Genomic DNA, 22,361 nt, shown 5'->3' on the forward strand with positions numbered 1-22,361 from the left:
AGCCCGGCGTAGGCTTGACTGTATGGAATTTAGATACCTCGGAAACTCAGGCCTCAAGATCTCGGAGCTCACCTACGGCAACTGGCTGACCCACGGATCCCAAGTGGAGAACGACACCGCGAAAGCCTGTGTGACCGCGGCTCTTGACGCCGGGATCACCACCTTCGACACCGCTGACGTCTACGCGAACACCGTTGCGGAGACCGTGCTCGGCGAAGCGCTCAAGGGCCAACGCCGTGCGTCGCTCGAGATCTTCACCAAGGTCTTCGGCCCGACCGGGCCGAAGGGGCACAACGATGTCGGGCTGTCACGCAAACACATCATGGAGTCGATCGATGGATCGCTGCAGCGGCTGCAGACCGACTATGTCGACCTCTATCAGGCCCACCGCTTCGACTACGAGACGCCGCTGGAAGAGACCTTCCAGGCGTTCTCTGATGTCGTGCGGCAGGGCAAGGCGCTCTACATCGGCGTGAGCGAATGGACCGCCGAGCAGTTGCGCGATGGAGCCGCTCTGGCGAAGGAGTTCGGCGTGCAACTCATCTCCAACCAGCCGCAGTACTCCCAGCTGTGGAGGGTGATCGAGGCGGAGGTCGTGCCGACATCCAGGGAACTCGGCATTTCGCAGATCGTCTGGTCGCCGATCGCTCAGGGCGTGCTCACCGGCAAGTACGCGCCGGGTGCTGCGCTGCCGGCGGGCAGCAGAGCCACCGACGAGAAGGGCGGCGCCAACATGATCAAGCGCTTCCTCAACGACGAGGTGCTTACCCGGGTGCAGGCCCTGTCGCCGATCGCGGCGGAGCTCGAGCTCACACTCGCGCAGCTCGCGGTCGCGTGGGTCCTGCAGAACGAGAATGTGGCATCCGCAATCATCGGTGCGTCACGTCCGGAGCAGGTGCACGAGAACGTGAAGGCCGCGGGAGTCTCGATTCCCGCAGAACTGCTCACGCGCATCGACGATGCTCTCGGCGACAGTGTCGAGCGCGACCCGGCCAGGACGCTGGAAAGCTCACCGAAGTCTCGCGAGGCGTAGGCCTTTCGCGGGCGCCGCGCCTGTTACTTTCGCGCACCCGTCACTTGTGCCCAGCAGCACGGCTGGCAGCACGGTGCTCACAGCGGATGAGCTGGATGGCGCGCCGCCTGGGCCGATCCCAGTGCGGCGTGGCGTGCAAATCTCCGCTCTGGGCACCGCCCGCAGCCGCACCTGCCTGCACCTGCTCGCACCGCCCGCAATATCTTGCGCAACATCCGCCGGTAACGGGTGGATGCCGCGGCAAGTTGATAAGATGCTGCCACAACAAAATATCGGGCCCATCAACGCGATGCGGGAGAGCCGGACGCCAGTGCGCACAGCGATATTCGCTGTGCACGCCAGGCAGACCGGCACCGAAGGAGCAAGCCTCCCCGCCAATCTCTCAGGTACGTGTACCGCATCGAACAGGCCACTCTGAAATGTCACGCGCCCAGCGCAGCTCTCTAAAAAAAAGATTTACAGGGCTGCACACTTCATCGGCATACCGTGCACAACAGAGGGGGAGTTCTAACAGCCAACTCACGCGCCTGGAGAACTCTTGACCGATAGCACCGATAGCACCGAAGGCGTCAGTAGCACCGATAGCACCGAGCCGGCAGAACGGTTCTCGCCGCTGCATCAGCAGCACGTGGATGCCGGGGCCAGCTTCACTGACTTCGCCGGCTGGCAGATGCCGGTGCGTTACTCGAGCGACCTTGCTGAGCACCACGCCGTGCGCACCGCCGCGGGCCTCTTCGACCTCTCGCACATGGGCGAGATCGTGGTGATCGGACCGGAGAGCGCGGATGCCCTCGACTACGCCTTTGCCGGCAAGATCTCCGCCGTCGCAATCGGCCAGGCCAAATACAGTCTGTTGCTCGGCCGGGAGGGCGGCATCATCGATGACCTCGTCGTCTACCGCACGGGAGCAGACCGCTTCATCGTGGTCGCCAACGCGTCGAATCGGGAATCGGTCGCAACCGAGCTGGTCGAGCGAACGGCACCCTTCGAATGTGAGGTGTTCGATGAGAGCGATGACATCGCGCTCATCGCGATCCAGGGGCCAAAGTCGTTCGAGATCCTGAGCCAGGTGCCGGGCGTCGCCGCCGCCGGGCTCGCCGATCTCAAGTACTACTGGTCAACGTCCGGTCAGTTCGAGGGGCACGAGATCCTTGTTGCCCGCACGGGCTACACCGGCGAAGACGGCTTTGAAATCTACATTGCCCCGGACGCCGCGCCCGCACTGTGGCGGGCGATCGCCGAAACCGGGGCGGGGAGTGGCCTGGTGCCAGCAGGACTCGCCAGCCGCGACACCCTTCGTCTCGAGGCGGGGATGCCGCTCTACGGCCACGAACTCGGCCTCACGACATTCCCGGTGCAGGCCGGCCTCGGCCGGGTCGTGAACCTGAAGAAGGAGGGGGATTTCGTCGGCCGTTCCGCAGTAGAGACCGGCCCCGTCGATGGCGCCCGCGTTCTCGTCGGCCTCCGCGCCGACGGCAAGCGTGCCGGTCGCGCGGACTATCCCGTGCGTGATGCGCACGGCGTTCAGGTGGGAGTCGTCACCAGCGGGGCTCTCAGCCCCACGCTTGGCTACCCGGTCGCAATGGCCTACGTCGACCCCGCCGTGCAGGAACTCGGTACAGAGCTTTTTCTGGATGTACGCGGAACCAGCGTGCAAGCATCCGTCACCGCACTTCCCTTCTACACCAGAAAGGCCAACTGATCATGGCAGAGCACGGACATACCACGCAGGACACCCTGAAATACACCGCCGAACACGAGTGGATCTCCGTGCAGGATGACATCGCCACTGTCGGCATCACGGCCTATGCGGCCGAGAAGCTCGGCGATGTGGTGTTTGTCGATCTTCCCGCCGTTGGAGCGTCCGTCGCGAGCGGCAAGATCGTGGGCGAGATCGAGTCGACCAAGTCGGTTGGCGAGCTCTTCGCCCCGGTCGACGGCACCGTCACCGAGGTCAATGACGCTGTCGTTGCGAACCCCGAGCTGGTCAATAGCGATCCGTTTGGTGAGGGATGGCTCATCAAGGTCAGTTTCACCGCGCTACCACCCCTTCTGAGCTTTGACGAGTACACCGCGCTGGTGGGCGAGTAATGGCCGGGGTAGACCAGCTCACCAAGGAGCAACTTGCGCACGGCGGTTTTGCTGAGCGCCACATCGGAACGGATCACGCGGCCCAGGCCACGATGCTCGACGCCCTCGGCTACGAGAGCGTCGATGCTCTCGTGCGTTCAGCGGTGCCGGAATCCATCCATGTCGACGGATTTCGTGCCGCGGCTGACTCGGTGCTGCCTCCCGCAGCCACCGAGCGTGAGGCGCTCGCCGAGTTGCGCGTGCTTGCCCGCAAAAACACCGTCAACCGGTCGATGATCGGGCTCGGATACTACGACACCATCACCCCGGCAGTGATCAAACGCAACGTCCTCGAGAACCCGAGCTGGTACACGGCCTACACGCCATACCAGCCCGAGATCTCGCAGGGCCGGCTCGAAGCGATCATCAACTTCCAGACGATGATCACTGACCTCACCGGACTCAGCACCGCCAATGCCTCGATGCTGGACGAAGGCACTGCCGTCGTCGAGGGCATGATGCTGGCCCGGCGCGCGTCGAAGCTGACGAGCAACACCTTCATCGTGGACAGGGATTCACTACCCCAGACCCTCGCGCTGCTGGAGAACCGTGCGGCCGCCGTCGGCATCGACCTCGTGCATATCGACCTCGCTGCGTTCGCCTCCAATCGCATCGAGCTTCCCGAAGCGTTCGGCATCTTCGTGCAGTACCCCTCCCGTTCGGGCCGGATCTGGGACCCGAGTCGGGTCATCGCCGCGGCGAAGAGCGCTGGCGCCCTCGCGGTGGTCGCGGCCGACCTGCTCGCCCTCACCCTCATCGCCTCTCCGGGTGAATTGGGAGCGGATGTCGCGGTCGGCACCAGCCAGCGGTTCGGCGTTCCGATGGGCTTCGGCGGTCCGCACGCGGGCTACATGGCCGTGCGCTCGGGACTCGAACGCCAGCTTCCTGGACGCCTGGTCGGTGTCTCGCAGGATGCGGCCGGGCATCCCGCCTACCGGCTCTCGCTCCAGGTGCGCGAGCAGCACATCCGTCGCGATAAGGCGACCTCCAACATCTGCACCGCGCAGGTGCTACTCGCGGTGATGGCCTCGATGTATGCCGTTTATCACGGTCCGCAGGGGCTCAAGCAGATCGCCACGCGAGTGACCAAGCTCACCCGGGTGCTCGCTCGCGCGGCCTCCGAGGCTGGCCACACCGTCGAGTCGGCGAACTTCTTCGACACGATCACACTGCACACCAAGACGAATGCCGCGCGGCTCGTCGAGCGGGCTCACTTGGCCGGCTACCTCATCCACCTCGTCGATGATGATCACGTGCAACTGTCGGCGGATGAGACCACCACGCTCGATGATGTGCGGGCCATTGCGCGCATTCTTGGCGAGGACCTCTCCAACGATTCGATTCCCGAGGACCTCGACTGGATCCCGGTCGACCTCGAGCGCACCAGCGATTACCTCACGCATCCGGTGTTCAACACTCACCGCTCCGAGACCTCGATGATGCGCTACCTCAAGCACCTCGCCGACTACGACTACGCCCTGGATCGCGGCATGATCCCGCTCGGGTCGTGCACGATGAAGCTGAACTCGGCTACCGAGATGGAGGCTGTGACCTGGCCCGAATTCGCCGGGCTCCATCCCTTCGCACCGGAGTCGGATGTCGAAGGCTACCTTCAGCTGATCGACCAGCTGCAGGGCTGGCTTGCGGATGTCACGGGCTATGACACCGTGTCGCTGCAGCCGAACGCGGGCAGCCAGGGCGAGCTCGCCGGGCTCCTCGCCATCCGTGGCTATCACCGTTCCCGTGGTGACAGCTCGCGAACCGTCTGCTTGATCCCGCAGAGCGCACACGGCACGAACGCGGCCTCCGCTGTGCTCGCCGGCATGCGAGTAGTCGTGGTCGCCTGTGACGAGCTTGGCAACGTGGATGTCACTGACCTCCGGGCCAAGATCGCCGAGCATGCAGGCTCTCTCGCTGCGTTGATGATCACCTACCCCTCAACACACGGGGTGTACGAGCGCGAGGTCGGCACGATCTGCAAGGCCGTGCACGATGCCGGTGGCCAGGTCTATGTCGATGGGGCGAACCTCAACGCGGTGCTCGGATTCGCCCGCTACGGCGACTTCGGCGGCGACGTCTCGCATCTCAACCTGCACAAGACCTTCTGCATCCCTCACGGCGGCGGCGGACCCGGAGTCGGGCCGGTCGCGGCGAAGGCGCATCTCGCGCCGTTCCTGCCGGGGCATCCGATGGCTCAGCGTGAACTGCACAGCGGTCCTCCCGTTTCGGCGGCTCCGTACGGCTCCCCGAGCATCCTTCCGATCAGCTGGGCCTACGTGCGCATGATGGGCGCCGACGGGCTTGCCGCAGCAACCGGGGCCGCGGTTCTCGCCGCTAACTATGTGGCTGTGCGACTGCGTGATCACTTCCCGGTGCTGTACGCGGGGGAGAACGGCCTGGTCGCGCACGAGTGCGTGCTCGACCTTCGTCCGCTCACCGAGACCACCGGTGTCACCGTCGACGATGTGGCCAAGCGGCTCATTGATTTTGGATTCCACGCTCCGACGATGTCGTTCCCGGTTGCCGGCACTCTCATGGTCGAACCGACCGAGAGCGAGGATCTCGCCGAGATCGATCGCTTCATCGATGCGATGATTGCGATCCGCCTCGAAGCGGATGCCGTGGCGGCGGGCACCTGGCCGCTCGACGACAACCCGCTCCACAATGCCCCGCACACCGCGCAGTCCGTGATTGAGGGCGAGTGGACTCACCCGTACTCGCGCGAGCAGGCGGTGTACCCGGTGCGCAGCCTCATCCGCTCCAAGTACTGGCCGCCGGTGCGCCGCGTGGACAACGCGTACGGAGACCGCAACCTGGTCTGCGCCTGCCCGCCGCCGGAGGCCTTCGAGTAGCGGCTGCTACCTGGCGATGCCGAAGAGCCCGGGAAACGCGGATGCCGCCCACGGGTAGCCCACGAAGATCGCGGTGTCGATCACGAAATGGGCAATCACCAGGGGGAGCACTCGGCCGGAGCGCGAGTAAAGCCAGCCGAACAGCAGACCCATCGCGAAGTTGCCGACGAACGCCCCAAAGCCCTGGTAGAGGTGGTAGGTGCCTCGCAGTAGGGCGGCGGAGAGGATGATCGGCCAGGTCGTCCACCCGAGGTCCCGCAGCCGGGCGAACAGGTAGCCGATCACGATCACTTCCTCCTGGAGCCCTGCGCGCAACGCCGAAAGTACCAGAATCGGGATGGTCCACCAGTAGGTGTCGAGCGGCGAGGCCGAGACCGTCACACCGAGTCCGAGTGCCTTGCCGCCCAGGTAGACGAAGATGCCGGGAATTCCGATTACCAGTGCGAGCCCGAGGCCGAGTAGCGCGTCACGCACAGGGCGGTCGAAACCCAGTCCGAGACGCGCAAGATGTGGTCGTGCACCCTGCCAGAGCAGAAAGCAGACGAGAGCGACGGGCACGAGGTCGAAGAAAAGGGCGAGGAATTGGTAGATGAGGTCGAAGATCGCCCGATTGTTCAGAGAGTTATTGAGCGATTGCACCTGCCTGGACAGGGGAGTGGACCGGGAGAGGCTGTCAGCGATCGACACGATCGAATACACGGCGGATGCCCCGAGTGACAGCCCGAGAACGAGCAGGATCTCAGCCCTGATCCTGCTCCGGAAGGCACGAGGGATCGAACCGTTTTCGTCCATATCGAGAATCGTACGGTAGTTGATCCGGGACCATTCCCAGCACGATTGCAGTGCGGTGCAGCTTTGCGCGCAAATTTATTGTGAAAGTAGCAAGCTGAGCGCAAGATATTTTCTAAATCAACAACAATCAGTCGGCAATATTAAGGAAATGTTAATTGGGTCGTGTCAATTTGGACATCGGTGCGGTCGTGCTTAGAGTTCGATAAGTCTCTGCGGCGCAAGATGCGGCGCAAGATGCGGCAGAAGAGTTTACGAACAGCGCTACACGGTCAATGAGTTGCCTGCCCTGCACATCTGGGAGGGGCGTTCATAGCGGTATCCAAAAAAGAGTGAGGTCACAGTCGATGTCTCTACCCATGGGTGAACTCGAGGTCGTCGGAGAAAGCGCACCGCTCACGAACAAGACCGTTACGGGATCCTCAATCGTCGGGCGGTCGCTGTGGTCGATCGCATGGCGTCGTCTTCGCAAAGACAAAGTGGCCATGACCGCGGGCGTGGTGATCGTGCTGCTGATCCTCATAGCGACTCTCGCGGGGCCGCTCACCGCCCTCTACGGCCAGAACTATCTCACTCACCACAACCTGCCGCCGAATGCACTGACCGATAGCGCAACGAACCTTCCGATCGGCGATTTCGGTGGAATCAGCTCCACTCACTGGCTGGGAGTGACCCCGGTGCTTGGCCAGGACATCCTGTCGCTACTCATCTACGGTGCGCGCACCTCGTTGATTATTTCCGGGCTCGCGACCGCACTGTCTCTCGTCCTCGGTGTGACCCTCGGTCTCATCGCCGGCTATTACCGTGGCTGGCGAGACACAGTGATCTCGCGCATCATGGACGTGCTCCTGTCCTTTCCCACCCTGCTTTTCTCGCTCTCCCTGATCGCAGTCGTGGGAATCGTCAACAGTTCGCCGGGAGCCCGCTACGCGATCATCATCTTCGTGCTCGGCTTCTTCGGTTGGCCGTATATCGGTCGCATTGTGCGTGGCCAGGTGCTCTCCCTGCGGGAGAAGGAATTTGTGGATGCCGCACGCAGTCTTGGCGCGAGCAATGGCTGGATCATGGCCAAGGAAATCATGCCGAACCTCCTCGGGCCGATCCTCGTTTATACGACCCTGACCATTCCGAACTACATGCTCGGCGAGGCTGGGCTCTCCTACCTCGGTGTGGGGATCCAGCCACCGACCCCGTCCTGGGGCCAGATGCTTTCGGATGCCGGCAACTATTTTCAGGTCGACCCGATGTACCTGGTGCTGCCCGGCCTGGCAATCTTCATCTCAGTACTCGCGTTCAATCTCTTCGGCGACGGATTGCGTGACGCGCTCGATCCGAAATCAACACGATGAATCTCCCACTGACGTCCGATCCGCCTCGAGAGGCACCTCTCTCGGGACGGTTCGACGGGGCCCTACGGGCTCGATCCCACGCGGCTGAGGCCGCACACGCACCACCAACACAGAGAAGGCATCTTTTATGAAGATCACACGAAGGGGAGTAGTCGCCGTCGGCATTGTGCTGACGGCCGCACTGGCACTCGCCGGATGCACCGGAGGCACTTCGGGCACCCCAACAACAGGCACCGCGGCTTTCAACGACGCAGTCAGCAAAATTGTCAACCCATCGACAGCGCAAGGCGGAACAGTCAAGCTCCTCGCGGCTGACGACTGTGATTCCTGGGATCCTCAGCGCACCTATTACGGCTGGTGCTGGAACATGCAGCGCATCTTCACTCGCTCTCTCATCGGCTACGAGACGGTCAATGGCACGAAGCCAGTGCTCGCACCCGACCTGGCGACAGACATGGGAACCCACAACGCCGACTTCACCAAGTGGACCTACACGTTGCAGAAAGACCTCAAGTGGTCAGACGGAACGGCAATCACCCCGATGGATGTCAAGTACGGCATCGAGCGACTCTTTGCCACCGACGTGATCAACGGCGGTCCGGCCTCGTACTTCATCGCAACGATCTCTCACCCGGCTGACTACCTCGGCCCGTACACCAGCGGTGATCTGGCGAGCATCGAGACCACGGCCGATTCGATCACCTTCAACCTGTCGACCCCGTACTCCGACTTCAACTACCTCATGGCCATGGCTGCCGCAGCCCCTGTGCCGTACAAGGTCGAGGGTGGCGCGGACTTCACCGGAGCGAATTACACCAAGCGCCCGCTGTCGTCCGGACCGTTCAAGATCGAGTCGTACACGCCCACCCAGGAAATCACCTTCGTTCGTAACGAGTTCTGGAAGCAGTCGACGGACAAAATCCGCAAGCCCCTTGCCGACAAGATCACCCTGACGATCAACTCAGACGTGAACGACATCGACAGCAAGCTCAAAGCCGGAACCGCAGACGCGAAGGCCGACAACTCGATCGGAACCACCCTGCAGTCCCAGGTGCTGACTCAGCCGAAACTGAAGAAAAATGCGGATAACCCGACAACGGCGTTCACGCGCTACTTCTCGGTCATGCCGTCGGTGATTCCCAACCTGTACTGCCGCCAGGCGATCTTCTATGCAACGAATAAGGCCGAACTCGTTCAGGCATTCGGTGGAACGACTGCCGGCACCGCAGCCGGTTCGATGACGCCTCCGACAATTGCCGGGTACAGCGCCACTGCCAACATGTATTCGACCGGAGCAGACAACACGGGAGATCTCACGAAGGCAAAGGAAGCACTGAAGAAGTGCGGCCAGCCGGATGGCTTCACCACGAAGCTCGCGTACAGCACTCCGAGTGAGACCGGGCCAAAGGTGTTCGCCGCAATGCAGACGGCCCTTGCCCGAGTCGGAATCAAGATCACGGCAGCCACATCGGCCACCTCGAGCTACTACAGCTCGTTCATCGGTTCGCCGGCGAACATCGAGAGCCAGGGTCTTGGCATCGCGGTTGCCGCGTGGGGAGCAGACTTCCCAACCGGGTATGGCTTCTGGAACTCGATTGCCAACGGGGCCACCATCATCCCCGCGGGCAACACCGATTACCCGAGCCTCAACGATCCGGCTGTCAATAAAATCCTTGACGCCGCCCCGGCCGGAACATCGAAGGACTCGGACTTCCGCGCCCTCGATGACCAGGTGATGAAAAATGCCGTGTACCTGCCGATCCTGTTCGGCAAGTCGCTGTACTACCGCAACGCTCGCCTCACGAACGTCACGTCGAACAACGCACTCGCGTTCGGCATCTATGACTTCGTAAACGTGGGTACCGGCGGCAAGTAACACCGCGTTTTTTCCCCATCAGTGGCCGGCCGGGATTGACCCGGTCGGCCACTTTCCCTTACTGAAAATCAGGTTATGGTCCGATTCATCACTTTCCGACTGCTGGGCGCGATCGTTGTCGTGTGGATTGTCAGCGTCGTGACGTTTCTCATCTTCCAGGTGGTTCCCACCCTCACGGATACCTCTCCGGTCTACTACTACATCGGCAAGGTGCCATTCCCACCGGACTCGATTCAGTTCAAGGCGCTGGTTCACCGCTTCGGATTCGATCTTCCGCTGTACGCCCAGTACTGGCATTTTCTTTCGGGAATCCTGTTAGGGCAGAACATCACCGATGGAGTCAGTACCCCGATCGTCTGCCCCGCACCCTGCTTCGGCTACTCCTTCCGCCAGAACGAACTGGTCGGAACAATGATCCTGAATGCCGCACCGGTCAGCATCAGCCTCCTCGTTGGGGCAGCCATCCTGTGGCTCGTTGGTGGGGTCGCCGTTGGAACGCTGTCGGCACTGAAGCCGGGGTCGTTCGTCGACCGGGTCGGTATGACGAGTTCGCTTGCCGCGGTATCGCTGCCCATCTTCTTCACCGGGCCGTTGCTGCTCCTCATCTTCGAATACACGCTCGGCTGGCTGCCGGATACTTCCTACGCACCGATCACCGAGGATCCGGCTCAGTGGCTTCGCAGTATGATCCTGCCCTGGGTGAGCCTCGCCTTCCTGTTTGCGGCGCTGTATGCGCGCCTCACCCGCTCGAACATGATCGAGACGATGGGAGAGGACTACATTCGAACAGCCCGGGCAAAGGGGCTCGGGCGAAGAACCGTCGTCGTCAAACACGGACTGCGAGCAGCGCTCACCCCGATCGTGACCATCTTTGGAATCGACGTCGGAACGCTCATCGGTTCGACGATCATCACCGAAACAGTCTTCAATCTGCGGGGCATCGGCTATCTCTCCATCAAATCGATTCAATCGCTGGATCTGCCGGTAATCCTTGGAGTCACGATCATCGCGGCGGTCGCCCTCGTGGTGGCCAACCTCATCGTCGACATTCTGTACGCCGTCATCGACCCCCGCGTCACCGTCTAACAGCCGTCTAACAGCCGTCTCACGTCGCACCGTCCAGCATCGAAAAGGGCTTCTCATGTCAACCACTCTTCCCTCACCGGCCGTTCGCCCTGACGGCCGAAAGCGCGCCTTCCTCGAGGTCAACGACCTTCGCGTGCACTTCCCAACTGCAGACGGCGTCGTCAAGAGCGTCGATGGGCTGTCGTTCGAACTCGAGCGCGGTGAAATTCTGGGCATCGTCGGGGAGTCGGGATCAGGCAAATCGGTGACGAGCCTGGCGATTCTGGGCCTGCACAAGGGCTCGAATGCCGAAGTGACCGGCGAGATCTGGCTTGACGGGCGCGAAATCATCGCTGCAACGGAAGAGGAGGTTCGCGATCTTCGCGGTAGCGAGATGGGGATGATCTTCCAGGATCCGCTCTCGTCGCTCCACCCGTTTTACACGGTCGGCGCACAGATCAGCGAGGCGTACCTCGTGCACACCAAGGTGTCGAAAAAGGAAGCACGGGCCGAGGCCATCCGCATGCTCGAAAAAGTCGGGATTCCGAATGCACCGAGCCGCTACAACGACTATCCCCACCAGTTTTCCGGTGGGATGCGGCAGCGCGCGATGATCGCGATGGCCCTGATCTGCAAACCCCGGTTGTTGATAGCGGATGAACCGACCACTGCTCTCGACGTGACGGTGCAGGCCCAGATCCTCGAGCTGATCAAGCAGCTTCACGACGAGCTGAACTCGGCCGTCATCCTGATCACGCACGACCTCGGTGTCGTCGCCGAGACCTGTGACAAGGTGCTGGTGATGTACGGCGGCCAGTGCGTCGAGACGGGCCCGGTCGACGAGATCTTCTATGCCCCGGAGATGCCGTACACCTGGGGACTGCTGCGCTCGATGCCGCGAATGGATCGTGACCGCCAGACGCGTCTCACCCCGATTCCTGGGTCCCCGCCGTCGCTCATCAATGTTCCGAGCGGATGTGTGTTCAACACGCGCTGCCCGTTCACCGACCGGGTGGACGGCGACAAATGCCGCACCGTGCATCCGAATCTCGAGCAGGGTGCGACGCCCGGCCATGCGGTGCGGTGCCACATCCCGGCCGCACAGCGCCAGGAAATCTGGCTCACCGAGATCTCGCCAAGTCTCTAGTCCCGCCCGATACGCTCCTTTACGTCTCGCACAGAGAGAACCCTCGCCGTGATCAATGAAACCACCGCAGTACCCGCACCAGCATCGACACCGCGAGGTGAGCCGCTTCTGAGCGTGCGGAACGTCTCGAAGTACTTCCCGGGAAGTCATTCAGGCCTTCTCGGGCGCCGAGGCACACCGATCAAGGCCGTCGATGGCGTGAGTTTCTCTGTGGACCAGGGCCAGACTCTCGGTCTTGTCGGGGAGTCCGGATGTGGAAAATCGACGACGGGGCGAGTCATCAGCAAGCTCCTCGAGCCGACCTCTGGAGAGATCCGCTTCAACGGGCGCGATATCGCCGGGCTCAAGCCGCGCGAGATGAAGTCGTATCGCAGCGAAATCCAGATGATCTTCCAGGACCCGTTCTCCTCGCTCAACCCGAGGCACACCATCGGAACAATCGTCGGTGCACCTTTCCGCATCCAGGGGGTGAAGACCGAACACGGTATCAAAGCCGAGGTGCAGTCCATGATGGAGCGGGTCGGGCTCAACCCCGAGCACTACAACCGGTACCCGCACGAGTTCTCCGGTGGACAGCGCCAGCGCATCGGCATTGCGCGTGCGCTCTCTCTGCGCCCCAAGTTGATCGTCTGCGACGAGCCGGTGTCGGCCCTCGACGTCTCAGTGCAGGCGCAGGTCGTCAACCTGCTCGAGGACCTGCAGAGCGAGTTCGGTGTGGCCTTCGTCTTCATCGCGCACGATCTGTCGGTCGTCCGACACATCGCGGATCGGGTCGCGGTCATGTACCTGGGCAAGATCATGGAGATCGCCGACCGTGACACGCTCTACTCCGAGCCGCTGCATCCGTACACTCACGCGCTGATGTCTGCTGTGCCGGTTCCCGACCCTCGCAAGGAACGACGTCGGGAGCGGATCCTGCTCACCGGCGATCTGCCGAGCCCCAGCAATCCGCCCACCGGATGTGTTTTTCATACCCGATGCCAGAAGTTCCGCGAGGAGCTCACTGACGTGCAGAAGAACCGGTGTCGCACCGAGGTTCCGGTGGTCACCGAGAATGCGCCTGGCCACGAGGTCTACTGCCACTTCCCCGCGCCACGTGCCGGACTGACAGACCTCCTGAAGACCGGTGCCGCGACCTGAGGTGCTACTTCGGCTCGCAGTGTTTAGGAGTATTCATTGAGCGTGATGGATCACCATCCTGGGCTGAGAACCTGAAGCGCACAGAGCGCGACGAGGATCACCCCGATGGCAACTGGCACAGTGGCGATCCGCGTTGAGACACGGGCCGCTTCGGCTGGTTGCGGTGCAGCGGGCCCCGTGGCGACCGTTGCTGCCACATCCGCACCTTCGCGAGAGAGCTCGCGTAGTTCCCAGGCATCACGCGCACGCTCGATGAGGCGTGATGTCGGCAGGGAGGGTATCGCCCGCACGTTGCGCCGTCGAACTCCGGACGCTCTCATGGATTGCTGGTCGGCGTCACGGCGGGAATAAGCCGACGCCACCGACGGGCGATCGGTGCCGATGGATGGTGCTCCCCAGCTGGTTATTCTCCGGCCGTTATCGATATGGACGGTGAGCTGGAAACGGCTCGTCAAGTCGGTGACTCGAGCCCACGGCACCCGGTGGGTCCGAACGATATTCACAATGGTCAACCCGGCTGGCTGCACCACGACACACGGCCGAAGGAGCAGCATGTACGCACTCCAGATTGCCAGCAGAATCCACGGGCTGGCACCCAATGCAAAGCTCACGGCACCGCGCAACACGGCATCTCCGACGAGGAATGCGAGAAACGCGCTAAGCACGACGAAGATCCAGACGCTGCTCGTCGAGCGGAGGACCATTCGATCGTCTGCCGTTGGGCTGGGCGACGCTGAGTCACCGAACCCTGCGCGTACATTCATTATTGCGCTGTCTCCTTCTGCAGGGCGAAGTCAGACGCCGAGGTCACAGGCCGAGATTACCCGCCGAGATCACTGGCCGACCAGGAGGTTGCTCTCCGCGTGATGGCACGCGACCTGGCGTCCCAGGACCGGGCGTTCCGCAGGGTCATCTGTCTGGCAGAGAACCTTGCGATCATCCGGTAGAAGTTGATAGAGCGGGCATCTGGCCCGGAAATTACAGCCGACGATGTCGTCGGTGGGTGAGGGCAACTCGCCGGTCAACATGATGCGTTGGCGCGATTGCTCGACCTCCGGGTCGGGAATCGGCACAGCCGAGAGCAACGCCTGGGTGTACGGATGCCGCGGCTCGTTGAAGATCAGATCTGACGGTCCGTACTCCACGATCCGCCCGAGGTACATGACTGCCACGTCATCCGCGATCCGCCGCACGACGGCGAGGTCATGCGCGACAAACAGGTACGACAACCCCATGCGCTCCTTGAGGTCCTCAAGCAGGTTGATCACTCCCGCCTGCACCGAGACATCGAGTGCGGACACTGGTTCATCAAGTACCAATATCTTCGGTTCGACGACGAGTGCGCGCGCGATGCCGATTCGTTGTCGCTGGCCGCCGGAGAATTCGTGCGGGTAGCGGCTGGCGAAGGATGGCTCGAGACCGACGAGTTCGAGAATGTTCGCGACCTTCCTCCGAATCTCTGAGCGTGGGGCGCCAAGCACCGTCAGCGGTTCACCGATGATGTCTTCGACGATCATGCGCGGATCGAGCGACGCCATCGGGTCCTGAAAGACCACCTGAATGTTGCCGCGGATCGCCCTGCGAGCCTTGTTTGTGAGCGTCGCGGTGTCGACCCCGTCGAGAAGTATCGAGCCGGACTCCGCCCCGGCGAGTTCGAGCACCTCCAGGATGGTGGTGGTCTTTCCACTGCCGGATTCGCCGACGAGCCCAAGCGTTCGCCCACGCCGTACTGTAAACGACACCCCATCGACAGCCTTTACGGTGCCGATTCGGCGGCGGAATATCGCGCCCTTGGTGAGTGGGAACGTGCGCTTCAGATCCGTGACCTCGACCACGATATCGGGGTCGACAGTGCTCTTCTCGCTTGACGGAACCGCCGCCGGTATGGGGAATATCTCGTCCCGGCGGAGGGTCCCGGCCACGATCTCATCCGCTCGGTGGCAGGCGACATGACGCTCACCGGTAGGGGAGTGCACCTGGGCGAGCGGCGGTTCGCTCGTGCGACAGATCGCTTTAACGGCCGGGCAGCGATCGGCGAACGGGCATCCGGTCGGACGCGTGGTCAGCAGTGGTGGTCGTCCCTCGAGCGGTACCAGTCGCGTCGTACTGGCATCGGACATATTCGGCATCGACCGAAGCAGGCCAATCGTGTACGGCATGACCGGGGTTCTGAACAGCGGGAGCACCGGCGCGTTCTCGACGATCTTGCCGGCATACATGACCGCGATACGATCGGCGTTACCGGCCACGACGCCCAGGTCGTGGGTGATCAGCACGACCGCGGCTCCCGTGATCTCCTTCGCCGTCTGGAGTAGCTCCAGGATCTGGGCCTGGATCGTCACGTCAAGTGCCGTCGTCGGTTCGTCGGCGATGATCAGCTGCGGATCGTTCGCGATCGCGATCGCGATCATTGCCCGCTGTCTCATCCCGCCCGAGAATTCATGTGGAAAACCCTTCGCCCGCCGTTCGGCGTTGGGGATTCCGACCGTCTTCAGGAGCTCGACCGCCCGCGCTTCCGCTGACTTCTGGGTGAGTTTTGAGTCGTGGAGCCGCAATCCCTCGGCAATCTGCTGGCCGATTGTATAGACCGGGGTGAGGGCCGACAGTGGATCCTGGAAGATCATCGCGATTTCACTGCCGCGGATTTCCGAAAGCTGACGGTCATTCAGGCCGAGAAGCTCTCGCCCGTTGAATCGGATGCTTCCCTCGACGTGTGCGCTCGACGGGAGTAACCCGGCGACCGCGGTAGACGACACGCTTTTGCCCGAGCCGGACTCGCCGACGATCCCGAGGAATTCGCCCTTGTTGACGGTGTACGAGATGCCGCGAACGGCATATACCGATTTACCCTGATTGCTGAAGGTTACCGAGAGGTTGTCGACGACGAGAAGCGGCTCACTCATTGGTGGCTCCCGAGGTTGGGTCGATCGCATCGCGAAGCGCGTCTCCGAGAAGACTCGATGCAAGCACCGTGATTACGAGGATGGCGGCTGGGAAGACGAAGAGCCACGGTCGCGTGATCGCAGAACCGCTGCCGAGTGCGAGAAGAGTACCGAGCGAGACATCCGGCGGCTGGACGCCGAAGCCAAAGAAGCTCAGCGTTGTCTCCGCGAGGATCGCCGCTCCAATGCCAAGAGTTGCGTCGATGATGAGGAGCGATGCAACATTCGGCAGGATGTGACGCCGGATGATCGCGAATCCCGACACGCCCATGAAGCGTGCTGCTTTTACGTATTCGCGCTCTCGGAGCGACATGGTCTGACCGCGGATAACGCGAGCGAGGACCATCCATCCGAACAGAGCGAGAAAGACAACGAGGGCGAGCCAGGAGAGCGACTTGAACAGTGGGCTCAGCAATACGAGAAGGTAGAGACTGGGAAGCACGAGTAGCAGGTCGATGAACCACACGATCACTCGGTCCCACATACCACCGAGATATCCGGCGGTGGCACCGACGAAGCCGGCGATGAGGGCGGCAAGGGGCCCGACGATCAGGCCGATGATGAGCGACTTCTGCAACCCGATGAGCGTCTGTGCGTAGACATCCTGTCCGATATCGTTGGTGCCAAACCAATGGCTCGCACTCGGTGGAACGCTGAAGGCAAGGCCGTCTTGGTCGAGGTAATTCCACTGGTACAGGTAGGGGCCGATGAACGCCCAGAGAATGATAAAACCAAGCACGGTCGAGCCGATCCAGGCGCGTTTCGTTGAAAAAACCCGGCGAAGGATGAGACTCGCTCGTGAGCGATTGCGGGAGTCGAGAGCCACGTCAGGTTCACTGATTTCGGTGCTCGGAAGGAGCGGCTGGAGGAGCGCCATTGTCTAAACCCTAACTCTCGGATCGAGGGCGGCATACACCACATCTGACAGCGTGCCAGCGATGAGCACGAGAATCGAAGTGAAAAGGATGGTTCCGGTCGCCGCGTTGATATCGGAATTACCGACGCTGTTGAACAGATACTCACCCATGCCATGCCAGCTGAAAACGGTCTCGGTGACACTTGCTCCGACCAGGATCAGGCCGAATGAATAGGCGAAGAATGTAGACATCGGAATGAGGGCGACCCGCACACCGTGGCGAATGATTGCTGACCCGCGCGTTCTGCCCTTGGAGCGCGCGGTGCGGATGTAGTCGGCCGACAGCACGTCGAGCATTGCGCTTCGTTGGTAGCGCGAGTAGGCGGCGACTGCGGTGACGGTGAGGGTGATCGTGGGGAGCAAGAGGTGAGCGGCCCGGTCTGCGAACAGGGTCCAGAAGCCACCTTCGAGTCCCGCGGTGTACTCACCGGTGAAGTTGATCACGTTGGTTCCGACTGCCTGGTTCAGCGTGGTCGCGATGATCATGAGCACAATTCCGATGACGAATACCGGTGTCGCGAGCACGGCGAACGACGCGTAGGTGATCACCTGGTCGCTTGTCCGATACTGCTTCACCGCCCCCCACACTCCGAGGGCTACCCCAATCACAGCACCGAGGATCGAGCCCAGAATCAACAGGCGAAGACTGGTGCCGGCCCGCGCGGCGATGTCCGCGGTGACCTCGGTGCCGCGGGTGCTGATGCCAAGTGATCCGGTGGTCACCAACTGCGTGACCCAGGTCCACAGTCGTTCAAGAATCGGAATGTTCGGATTGGCGCCGAGCTTGTTTAGCGCCGCGTCGATCGATCCCTGCGGGATGGGCGGGTTGCGGCCGTAAAAACGTGCCCCGGGCTGAAGAGTCGCGCTGACAAGAACATAGGCGAGCATCGTCGCAAACGCACTCAAGAAAATGTAGTTGATGAGTCTTCGCGCAATAAAACCGATCACGCCTTTTCCTCTTTCTCATCGTTGGGAATGTGGAGTGAGATGTGAGCTGGAAATTAGTTCGTGGAAATGACTGTAACTCGCCCGCACGGTCGTTCTGTAATCAAGCCCGAGGCGTGAACCCCACTCCGATGGGAGATTTTGATCGTCTCAAGCGGCAATGATCTGCCGGTGGTAACGATACGAGATCGAGTTTGTCTGGCTGCAGTGGTGCGGTCTAGAGTGAAAAAAAGTGTCACTTTTATACGCGCGTCGATTTTTCGCGGCGTGCATGATTTCGTTTCACGAAAGGCGAATCTGCATGAAAACCACTATTAAGCGCGGGTTGATCCTCGCGACCGCAACACTGTCGGTATTTGCGCTCAGCGCATGCACCGGGGGCGGAAACGCTCAGCCGTCAGCATCTTCATCGACGAGAGTAGCCGCAACCGGGTGGGAGACGGCTGACCCCGCCGCCATCAAGCAGGGTGGCTCGCTCACTCTCGCAGTTGACGCGACACCGGCGAACTGGAACTTGAACAACCTAGATTCCGGAACGGTCGATGACAACCTGCTGTCGACACTCTTCCTTCCGAGTTTCATCACCATCAAGAGTGATGGAACCTGGGAGGCCGACAAAAACTTCGCCGAGTCGGTCAAACTCAAAAGCGATGATCCTCAGGTGGTCGAAGTCAAGATCAATCCGAAGGCGGTCTGGTCTGACGGTACCCCGATGGGATATCAGGATTTTGCCGCGACCTGGAAGTCGCTCAATGGCGCGGAAGCCGCCTACGCGCCGGTATCCACCAACGTCTGGTCGGACATCTCTTCCGTCGAGGCCGGCACAAACGACCAGGACGTTCTGATCACCTTCAAGAACAAGAATGCCGACTGGCCGTCCATCCTCGGGGCCATCTGGCCGCGGTGGCTCGGAGACACTCCAGAGCACTTCAATAAGTCATGGGCCACCGGCACATTTGCGGCCGACGGCACGACCCTTGTTTCGGGTGGACCGTTCATCACCTCGAAGTTCGACAGCACGGGGCAAGTTGTCTCGTTCGCACCGAACCCGAAGTGGTGGGGTGACAAACCGAAGCTCGATACGATCACCTTCAAGGCGGTCAGCAGAGCAGGTCTCGCCCAGGCCTATGCCAACAAAGAGATTGACGTACTCAACACTCAGAGCAATGCCGATAATTTTGCCACGGCGAAGAAGCGTTCCGATGGAAAGATCCAGCGATCGCTCAGCACCACCTACCGCCACATCACCCTCAATGGCACCTCGAGTGTATTCAAGGACGTCAAGGTTCGTACCGCCTTTGCCAAGGCGCTGAACCGAACTGTGATCGCTCAATCACGGCTGTCTCCGGTTGGTTCCCCGGTAACGCTGCTCGGTAACCTGATTTACCTGCCGGGCCAGGATGGCTACGCCGATGACGCGCAGAGCGTCATCGGTTATGACACTGCCGCTGCGAAGAAGCTGCTCGAGAGCGCCGGTTACAAAGCGGGCTCGAATGGCATGTACGCCAAGGACGGCAAGGAGCTCAGCGTGCGTTTCGTGATCCCGTCGGACAACCCGAACTCCGCAGCGGTTGCGCAGCAGGTTCAGGCACAGGAGAAGGCTGCTGGCATCGCGGTCAAGATCGACGTCGTCCCCTCGGCTGACTTCTTCACGAAGTACATCAACGTCGAGGCGCGTGACTTCGATGCGACGTTCTTCGCCTGGCAGGGCACTGCGTTCCCGATCTCGAGCGTCAAGTCGATCTTCTACCCGGCGGACTCCGGGCAGAACTTCCCGGGCGTGACGGATGCATCTCTCGGTGGCGACTTCGACAAGGCGAATGCCGAACTAGACCCGGCCAAGCGAATCATCCTCGCCAAGGCGATCGACAAAAAATTGGTCAAGCTCGCGACGACGCTTCCGCTATTTCCGGAAACCTATGTGTTCGGGGTGAAGGACGGCATCGTCAACTATGGTCCGACCCAGTTCCAGTCCGTGCAGTGGCAGAACGTCGGATACAAGCAGTAACTGAATACAACCGCACCGTGGGCGTGAGCTATTGAGCTCGCGCCCACAGTCGTCTCGCGAGAGCGCATTTCGGTGAGTGGCGCATTCCAATGAGCAGCGCATTCCAGTGAGTAAGCAGCAGCGACACGGTAGGCTGCTTGATGCGGAGCACCGCTGTCGTGATTCTGCCGTCACTGAACGAATGTGGCCTCCCTCCTTCTCGAGACAAATCTGGACGTATACCTATGGCTATTGCCACCCGTAATGATCTGCGCAACGTAGCGATCGTCGCTCACGTCGACCACGGTAAGACCACCCTCGTCGACGCCATGTTGCGCCAGACCAACTCCTTTGCCGCACATGCGCACCTCGAAGAGCGCGCAATGGACTCGAATGACCTCGAACGCGAAAAAGGCATCACGATTCTCGCGAAGAACACCGCGGTCTCGTACTCCGGTGTGCACGCAACCAACGGTCCCATCACCATCAACGTGATCGACACCCCCGGCCACGCCGACTTCGGTGGTGAGGTCGAGCGCGGCCTCAGCATGGTCGACGGGGTTGTGCTGCTCGTCGATGCGAGTGAAGGCCCGCTTCCGCAGACGCGATTCGTGTTGCGCAAAGCGCTCGAGTCGAACCTCCCGGTCATCCTGCTCGTCAATAAGACGGACCGCCCGGACGCCCGCATCGACGAGGTCGTCACCGAGAGTCAGGACCTGCTCCTCGGTCTCGCGAGCGACATGTCTGACGACTTCCCGGACCTCGACCTCGACGCGATCCTCAACGTACCGATCGTCTACGCCTCGGGCCGCAACGGTGCCGCAAGCTGGAACAAGCCGGAAAACGGCACGCTTCCTGACAACGAAGACCTCGAGCCGTTGTTCGATGCGATCCTGCAGCACATTCCGGCGCCCAGCTATGACGATGAGCACCCACTGCAGGCTCACGTGACCAACCTCGACGCCTCGCCGTTCCTCGGCCGCCTCGCACTGCTGCGTGTCTTCAACGGCACCATCAAGAAGGGCCAGACCGTCGCCTGGGTCAAGCACGATGGATCAGTGCACAACGTCAAGGTCACCGAGCTGCTCATCACGCGTGCTCTCGACCGCTTCCCGACCGAATCCGCAGGCCCAGGTGACATCGTCGCCGTCGCCGGCTTCGAGGACATCACGATCGGTGAGACCCTCGCCGACCCCGACGACGTGCGCCCGCTGCCGACCATCACGGTCGACGACCCGGCCATCTCGATGACCATCGGCACCAACACCAGCCCGATGATCGGCAAAGTCAAGGGCCATAAGCTCACCTCCCGCATGGTCAAAGACCGCCTCGACCGCGAACTGGTCGGTAACGTCTCGATCAAGCTGGTTGATATCGGACGCCCGGATGCCTGGGAGGTGCAGGGCCGTGGAGAACTGGCCCTGGCCATCCTGGTCGAGCAGATGCGGCGCGAGGGCTTCGAGCTCACCGTCGGCAAGCCGCAAGTGGTCGTCAAGCGCGTCGACGGCAAGATCCATGAGCCGTTCGAGCATCTGACCACGGATGCCCCGGAGGAATACCTCGGCGCCATCACCCAGCTCCTCGCCTCACGCAAGGGCCGCATGGAGGGCATGTCGAACCACGGCACCGGCTGGGTGCGAATGGAGTTCGTCGTTCCCTCGCGCGGTCTCATCGGATTCCGCACCGAGTTCCTCACCATCACCCGCGGATCCGGTATCGCCAACGCCGTATCGCACGGGTACGAGCAGTGGGCGGGCGAAATCACCACCCGGGTCAACGGCTCGATCGTCGCCGACCGCGCCGGCGTTGCCACCCCCTTCGCCATGGTGGCGCTGCAGGAGCGCATGTCGTTCTTCGTGGAGCCGACCCAGGAGGTCTACGAGGGCATGGTGGTCGGTGAGAATGCGCGCGCCGACGACATGGATGTGAACATCACCAAGGAGAAGCAGCTCACCAACATGCGCCAGTCCACCTCGGACACGTTCGAGCGCATGACCCCGTCGCGCAAGCTCACTCTCGAGGAGTGCCTCGAGTTCGCCCGGGAAGACGAGTGCGTCGAGGTGACGCCGGAGTTCGTGCGGATCCGCAAGGTGGAGCTTGCTGCAGGTGACCGGGCCAGACGGGTCTCACGCCTGAAGAAGCAGAACGCGTAGCGGGTCTCGATACGCTCGCTGGAGCGCACTACTCGAC

The 22,361-nt window shown here is 61.8% G+C and carries 16 protein-coding genes and 1 riboswitch; of the genes, 11 read left to right on the plus strand and 5 right to left on the minus strand.

Going from position 1 to position 22,361, the window contains the following annotated elements; all coding sequences use genetic code 11:
• Positions 1–22: 22 nt before the first annotated feature.
• The 4 genes from IWX88_RS05345 (at position 23) to gcvP (ending at position 6,015) form a co-directional block, all read left to right on the plus strand.
• A complete protein-coding gene (locus tag IWX88_RS05345; protein ID WP_196828052.1) occupies positions 23–1,033 on the plus strand; it encodes an aldo/keto reductase family protein in 1,011 nt (336 codons plus the stop codon).
• Positions 1,034–1,315: 282 nt separating this feature from the next.
• Positions 1,316–1,441, plus strand: a riboswitch (glycine riboswitch).
• Between the two features lie 130 nt (positions 1,442–1,571).
• Entirely contained in the window at positions 1,572–2,735 is a 1,164-nt protein-coding gene (gene gcvT, locus IWX88_RS05350) for a glycine cleavage system aminomethyltransferase GcvT (protein ID WP_196828054.1), read from the plus strand.
• A 2-nt stretch (positions 2,736–2,737) separates the two neighbouring features.
• Positions 2,738–3,124, plus strand: coding sequence for a glycine cleavage system protein GcvH (gene gcvH, locus IWX88_RS05355; RefSeq protein ID WP_196828056.1), 387 nt, complete (start codon positions 2,738–2,740; stop codon positions 3,122–3,124).
• Positions 3,124–6,015 (plus strand): aminomethyl-transferring glycine dehydrogenase, encoded by a 2,892-nt coding sequence (gcvP, locus tag IWX88_RS05360; RefSeq protein WP_196828058.1) that lies wholly within the window; start codon positions 3,124–3,126, stop codon positions 6,013–6,015. The genes gcvH and gcvP overlap by 1 nt, the downstream gene beginning before the upstream one ends.
• Before the next feature lie 6 nt (positions 6,016–6,021).
• Here gcvP and IWX88_RS05365 read toward each other — a convergent pair whose 3' ends face one another.
• The gene (locus IWX88_RS05365; protein WP_196828060.1) at positions 6,022–6,807 is read right to left on the minus strand and encodes a CPBP family intramembrane glutamic endopeptidase; all 786 of its coding nucleotides are present in this window, start codon (positions 6,805–6,807) and stop codon (positions 6,022–6,024) included.
• Positions 6,808–7,151: 344 nt separating this feature from the next.
• Between IWX88_RS05365 and IWX88_RS05370 the strand changes: the two genes are divergently transcribed.
• From IWX88_RS05370 to IWX88_RS05390, 5 genes are all read left to right on the plus strand, one after another.
• On the plus strand, positions 7,152–8,153 hold the full coding sequence (locus IWX88_RS05370) for an ABC transporter permease (protein ID WP_231368911.1): 1,002 nt from the start codon (positions 7,152–7,154) through the stop codon (positions 8,151–8,153).
• Positions 8,154–8,280: 127 nt separating this feature from the next.
• A complete protein-coding gene (locus IWX88_RS05375) occupies positions 8,281–10,029 on the plus strand; it encodes an ABC transporter substrate-binding protein (protein WP_196828062.1) in 1,749 nt (582 codons plus the stop codon).
• Between the two features lie 75 nt (positions 10,030–10,104).
• Positions 10,105–11,115, plus strand: a complete 1,011-nt coding sequence (locus tag IWX88_RS05380) for an ABC transporter permease (RefSeq protein WP_196828064.1) — start codon at positions 10,105–10,107, stop codon at positions 11,113–11,115.
• Between the two features lie 55 nt (positions 11,116–11,170).
• Positions 11,171–12,241 (plus strand): ABC transporter ATP-binding protein, encoded by a 1,071-nt coding sequence (locus IWX88_RS05385; RefSeq protein ID WP_196828065.1) that lies wholly within the window; start codon positions 11,171–11,173, stop codon positions 12,239–12,241.
• 48 nt (positions 12,242–12,289) lie between these two features.
• Positions 12,290–13,381: an ABC transporter ATP-binding protein gene (locus tag IWX88_RS05390; protein WP_370568188.1), complete on the plus strand. Its 1,092-nt coding sequence runs from the start codon at positions 12,290–12,292 to the stop codon at positions 13,379–13,381.
• Between the two features lie 50 nt (positions 13,382–13,431).
• On the opposite strand, the gene IWX88_RS05395 is transcribed toward IWX88_RS05390, so the two are convergent.
• The 4 genes from IWX88_RS05395 to IWX88_RS05410 form a co-directional block, all read right to left on the minus strand.
• Entirely contained in the window at positions 13,432–14,145 is a 714-nt protein-coding gene (locus tag IWX88_RS05395) for a PH domain-containing protein (protein ID WP_196828067.1), read from the minus strand.
• Positions 14,146–14,214: 69 nt separating this feature from the next.
• Positions 14,215–16,284, minus strand: a complete 2,070-nt coding sequence (locus IWX88_RS05400; protein WP_196828069.1) for an ABC transporter ATP-binding protein — start codon at positions 16,282–16,284, stop codon at positions 14,215–14,217.
• A complete protein-coding gene (locus IWX88_RS05405; protein WP_196828071.1) occupies positions 16,277–17,200 on the minus strand; it encodes an ABC transporter permease in 924 nt (307 codons plus the stop codon). The genes IWX88_RS05400 and IWX88_RS05405 overlap by 8 nt, the downstream gene beginning before the upstream one ends.
• A 3-nt stretch (positions 17,201–17,203) precedes the next feature.
• Positions 17,204–18,187: an ABC transporter permease gene (locus tag IWX88_RS05410; protein WP_196828073.1), complete on the minus strand. Its 984-nt coding sequence runs from the start codon at positions 18,185–18,187 to the stop codon at positions 17,204–17,206.
• 298 nt (positions 18,188–18,485) lie between these two features.
• On the opposite strand from IWX88_RS05410, the gene IWX88_RS05415 reads away from it, so the two are divergent.
• Complete coding sequence (locus IWX88_RS05415; protein WP_196828075.1) at positions 18,486–20,192, plus strand: ABC transporter family substrate-binding protein; 1,707 nt, start codon at positions 18,486–18,488, stop codon at positions 20,190–20,192.
• Positions 20,193–20,416: 224 nt separating this feature from the next.
• The gene (gene typA / locus IWX88_RS05420) at positions 20,417–22,324 is read left to right on the plus strand and encodes a translational GTPase TypA (RefSeq protein WP_196828078.1); all 1,908 of its coding nucleotides are present in this window, start codon (positions 20,417–20,419) and stop codon (positions 22,322–22,324) included.
• The last annotated feature ends 37 nt before the right edge of the window (positions 22,325–22,361 follow it).

This window comes from Frigoribacterium sp. CG_9.8 (genome assembly GCF_015751965.1).
Taxonomy (GTDB): Bacteria; Actinomycetota; Actinomycetes; order Actinomycetales; family Microbacteriaceae; genus Lacisediminihabitans.

Bases quoted from the DNA above. Each gene is read 5' to 3' on its own strand.
- IWX88_RS05385 (WP_196828065.1), top strand. From the start codon at position 11,171: ATGTCAACCACTCTTCCCTCACCGGCCGTTCGCCCTGACGGCCGAAAG.
- typA (WP_196828078.1), top strand. From the start codon at position 20,417: ATGGCTATTGCCACCCGTAATGATCTGCGCAACGTAGCGATCGTCGCT.
- IWX88_RS05380 (WP_196828064.1), top strand. From the start codon at position 10,105: ATGGTCCGATTCATCACTTTCCGACTGCTGGGCGCGATCGTTGTCGTG.
- IWX88_RS05370 (WP_231368911.1), top strand. From the start codon at position 7,152: ATGTCTCTACCCATGGGTGAACTCGAGGTCGTCGGAGAAAGCGCACCG.
- IWX88_RS05405 (WP_196828071.1), bottom strand. From the start codon at position 17,200: ATGGCGCTCCTCCAGCCGCTCCTTCCGAGCACCGAAATCAGTGAACCT.
- IWX88_RS05365 (WP_196828060.1), bottom strand. From the start codon at position 6,807: ATGGACGAAAACGGTTCGATCCCTCGTGCCTTCCGGAGCAGGATCAGG.
- IWX88_RS05400 (WP_196828069.1), bottom strand. From the start codon at position 16,284: ATGAGTGAGCCGCTTCTCGTCGTCGACAACCTCTCGGTAACCTTCAGC.
- gcvH (WP_196828056.1), top strand. From the start codon at position 2,738: ATGGCAGAGCACGGACATACCACGCAGGACACCCTGAAATACACCGCC.
- IWX88_RS05375 (WP_196828062.1), top strand. From the start codon at position 8,281: ATGAAGATCACACGAAGGGGAGTAGTCGCCGTCGGCATTGTGCTGACG.
- IWX88_RS05415 (WP_196828075.1), top strand. From the start codon at position 18,486: ATGAAAACCACTATTAAGCGCGGGTTGATCCTCGCGACCGCAACACTG.
- IWX88_RS05345 (WP_196828052.1), top strand. From the start codon at position 23: ATGGAATTTAGATACCTCGGAAACTCAGGCCTCAAGATCTCGGAGCTC.
- IWX88_RS05395 (WP_196828067.1), bottom strand. From the start codon at position 14,145: ATGAATGTACGCGCAGGGTTCGGTGACTCAGCGTCGCCCAGCCCAACG.
- gcvP (WP_196828058.1), top strand. From the start codon at position 3,124: ATGGCCGGGGTAGACCAGCTCACCAAGGAGCAACTTGCGCACGGCGGT.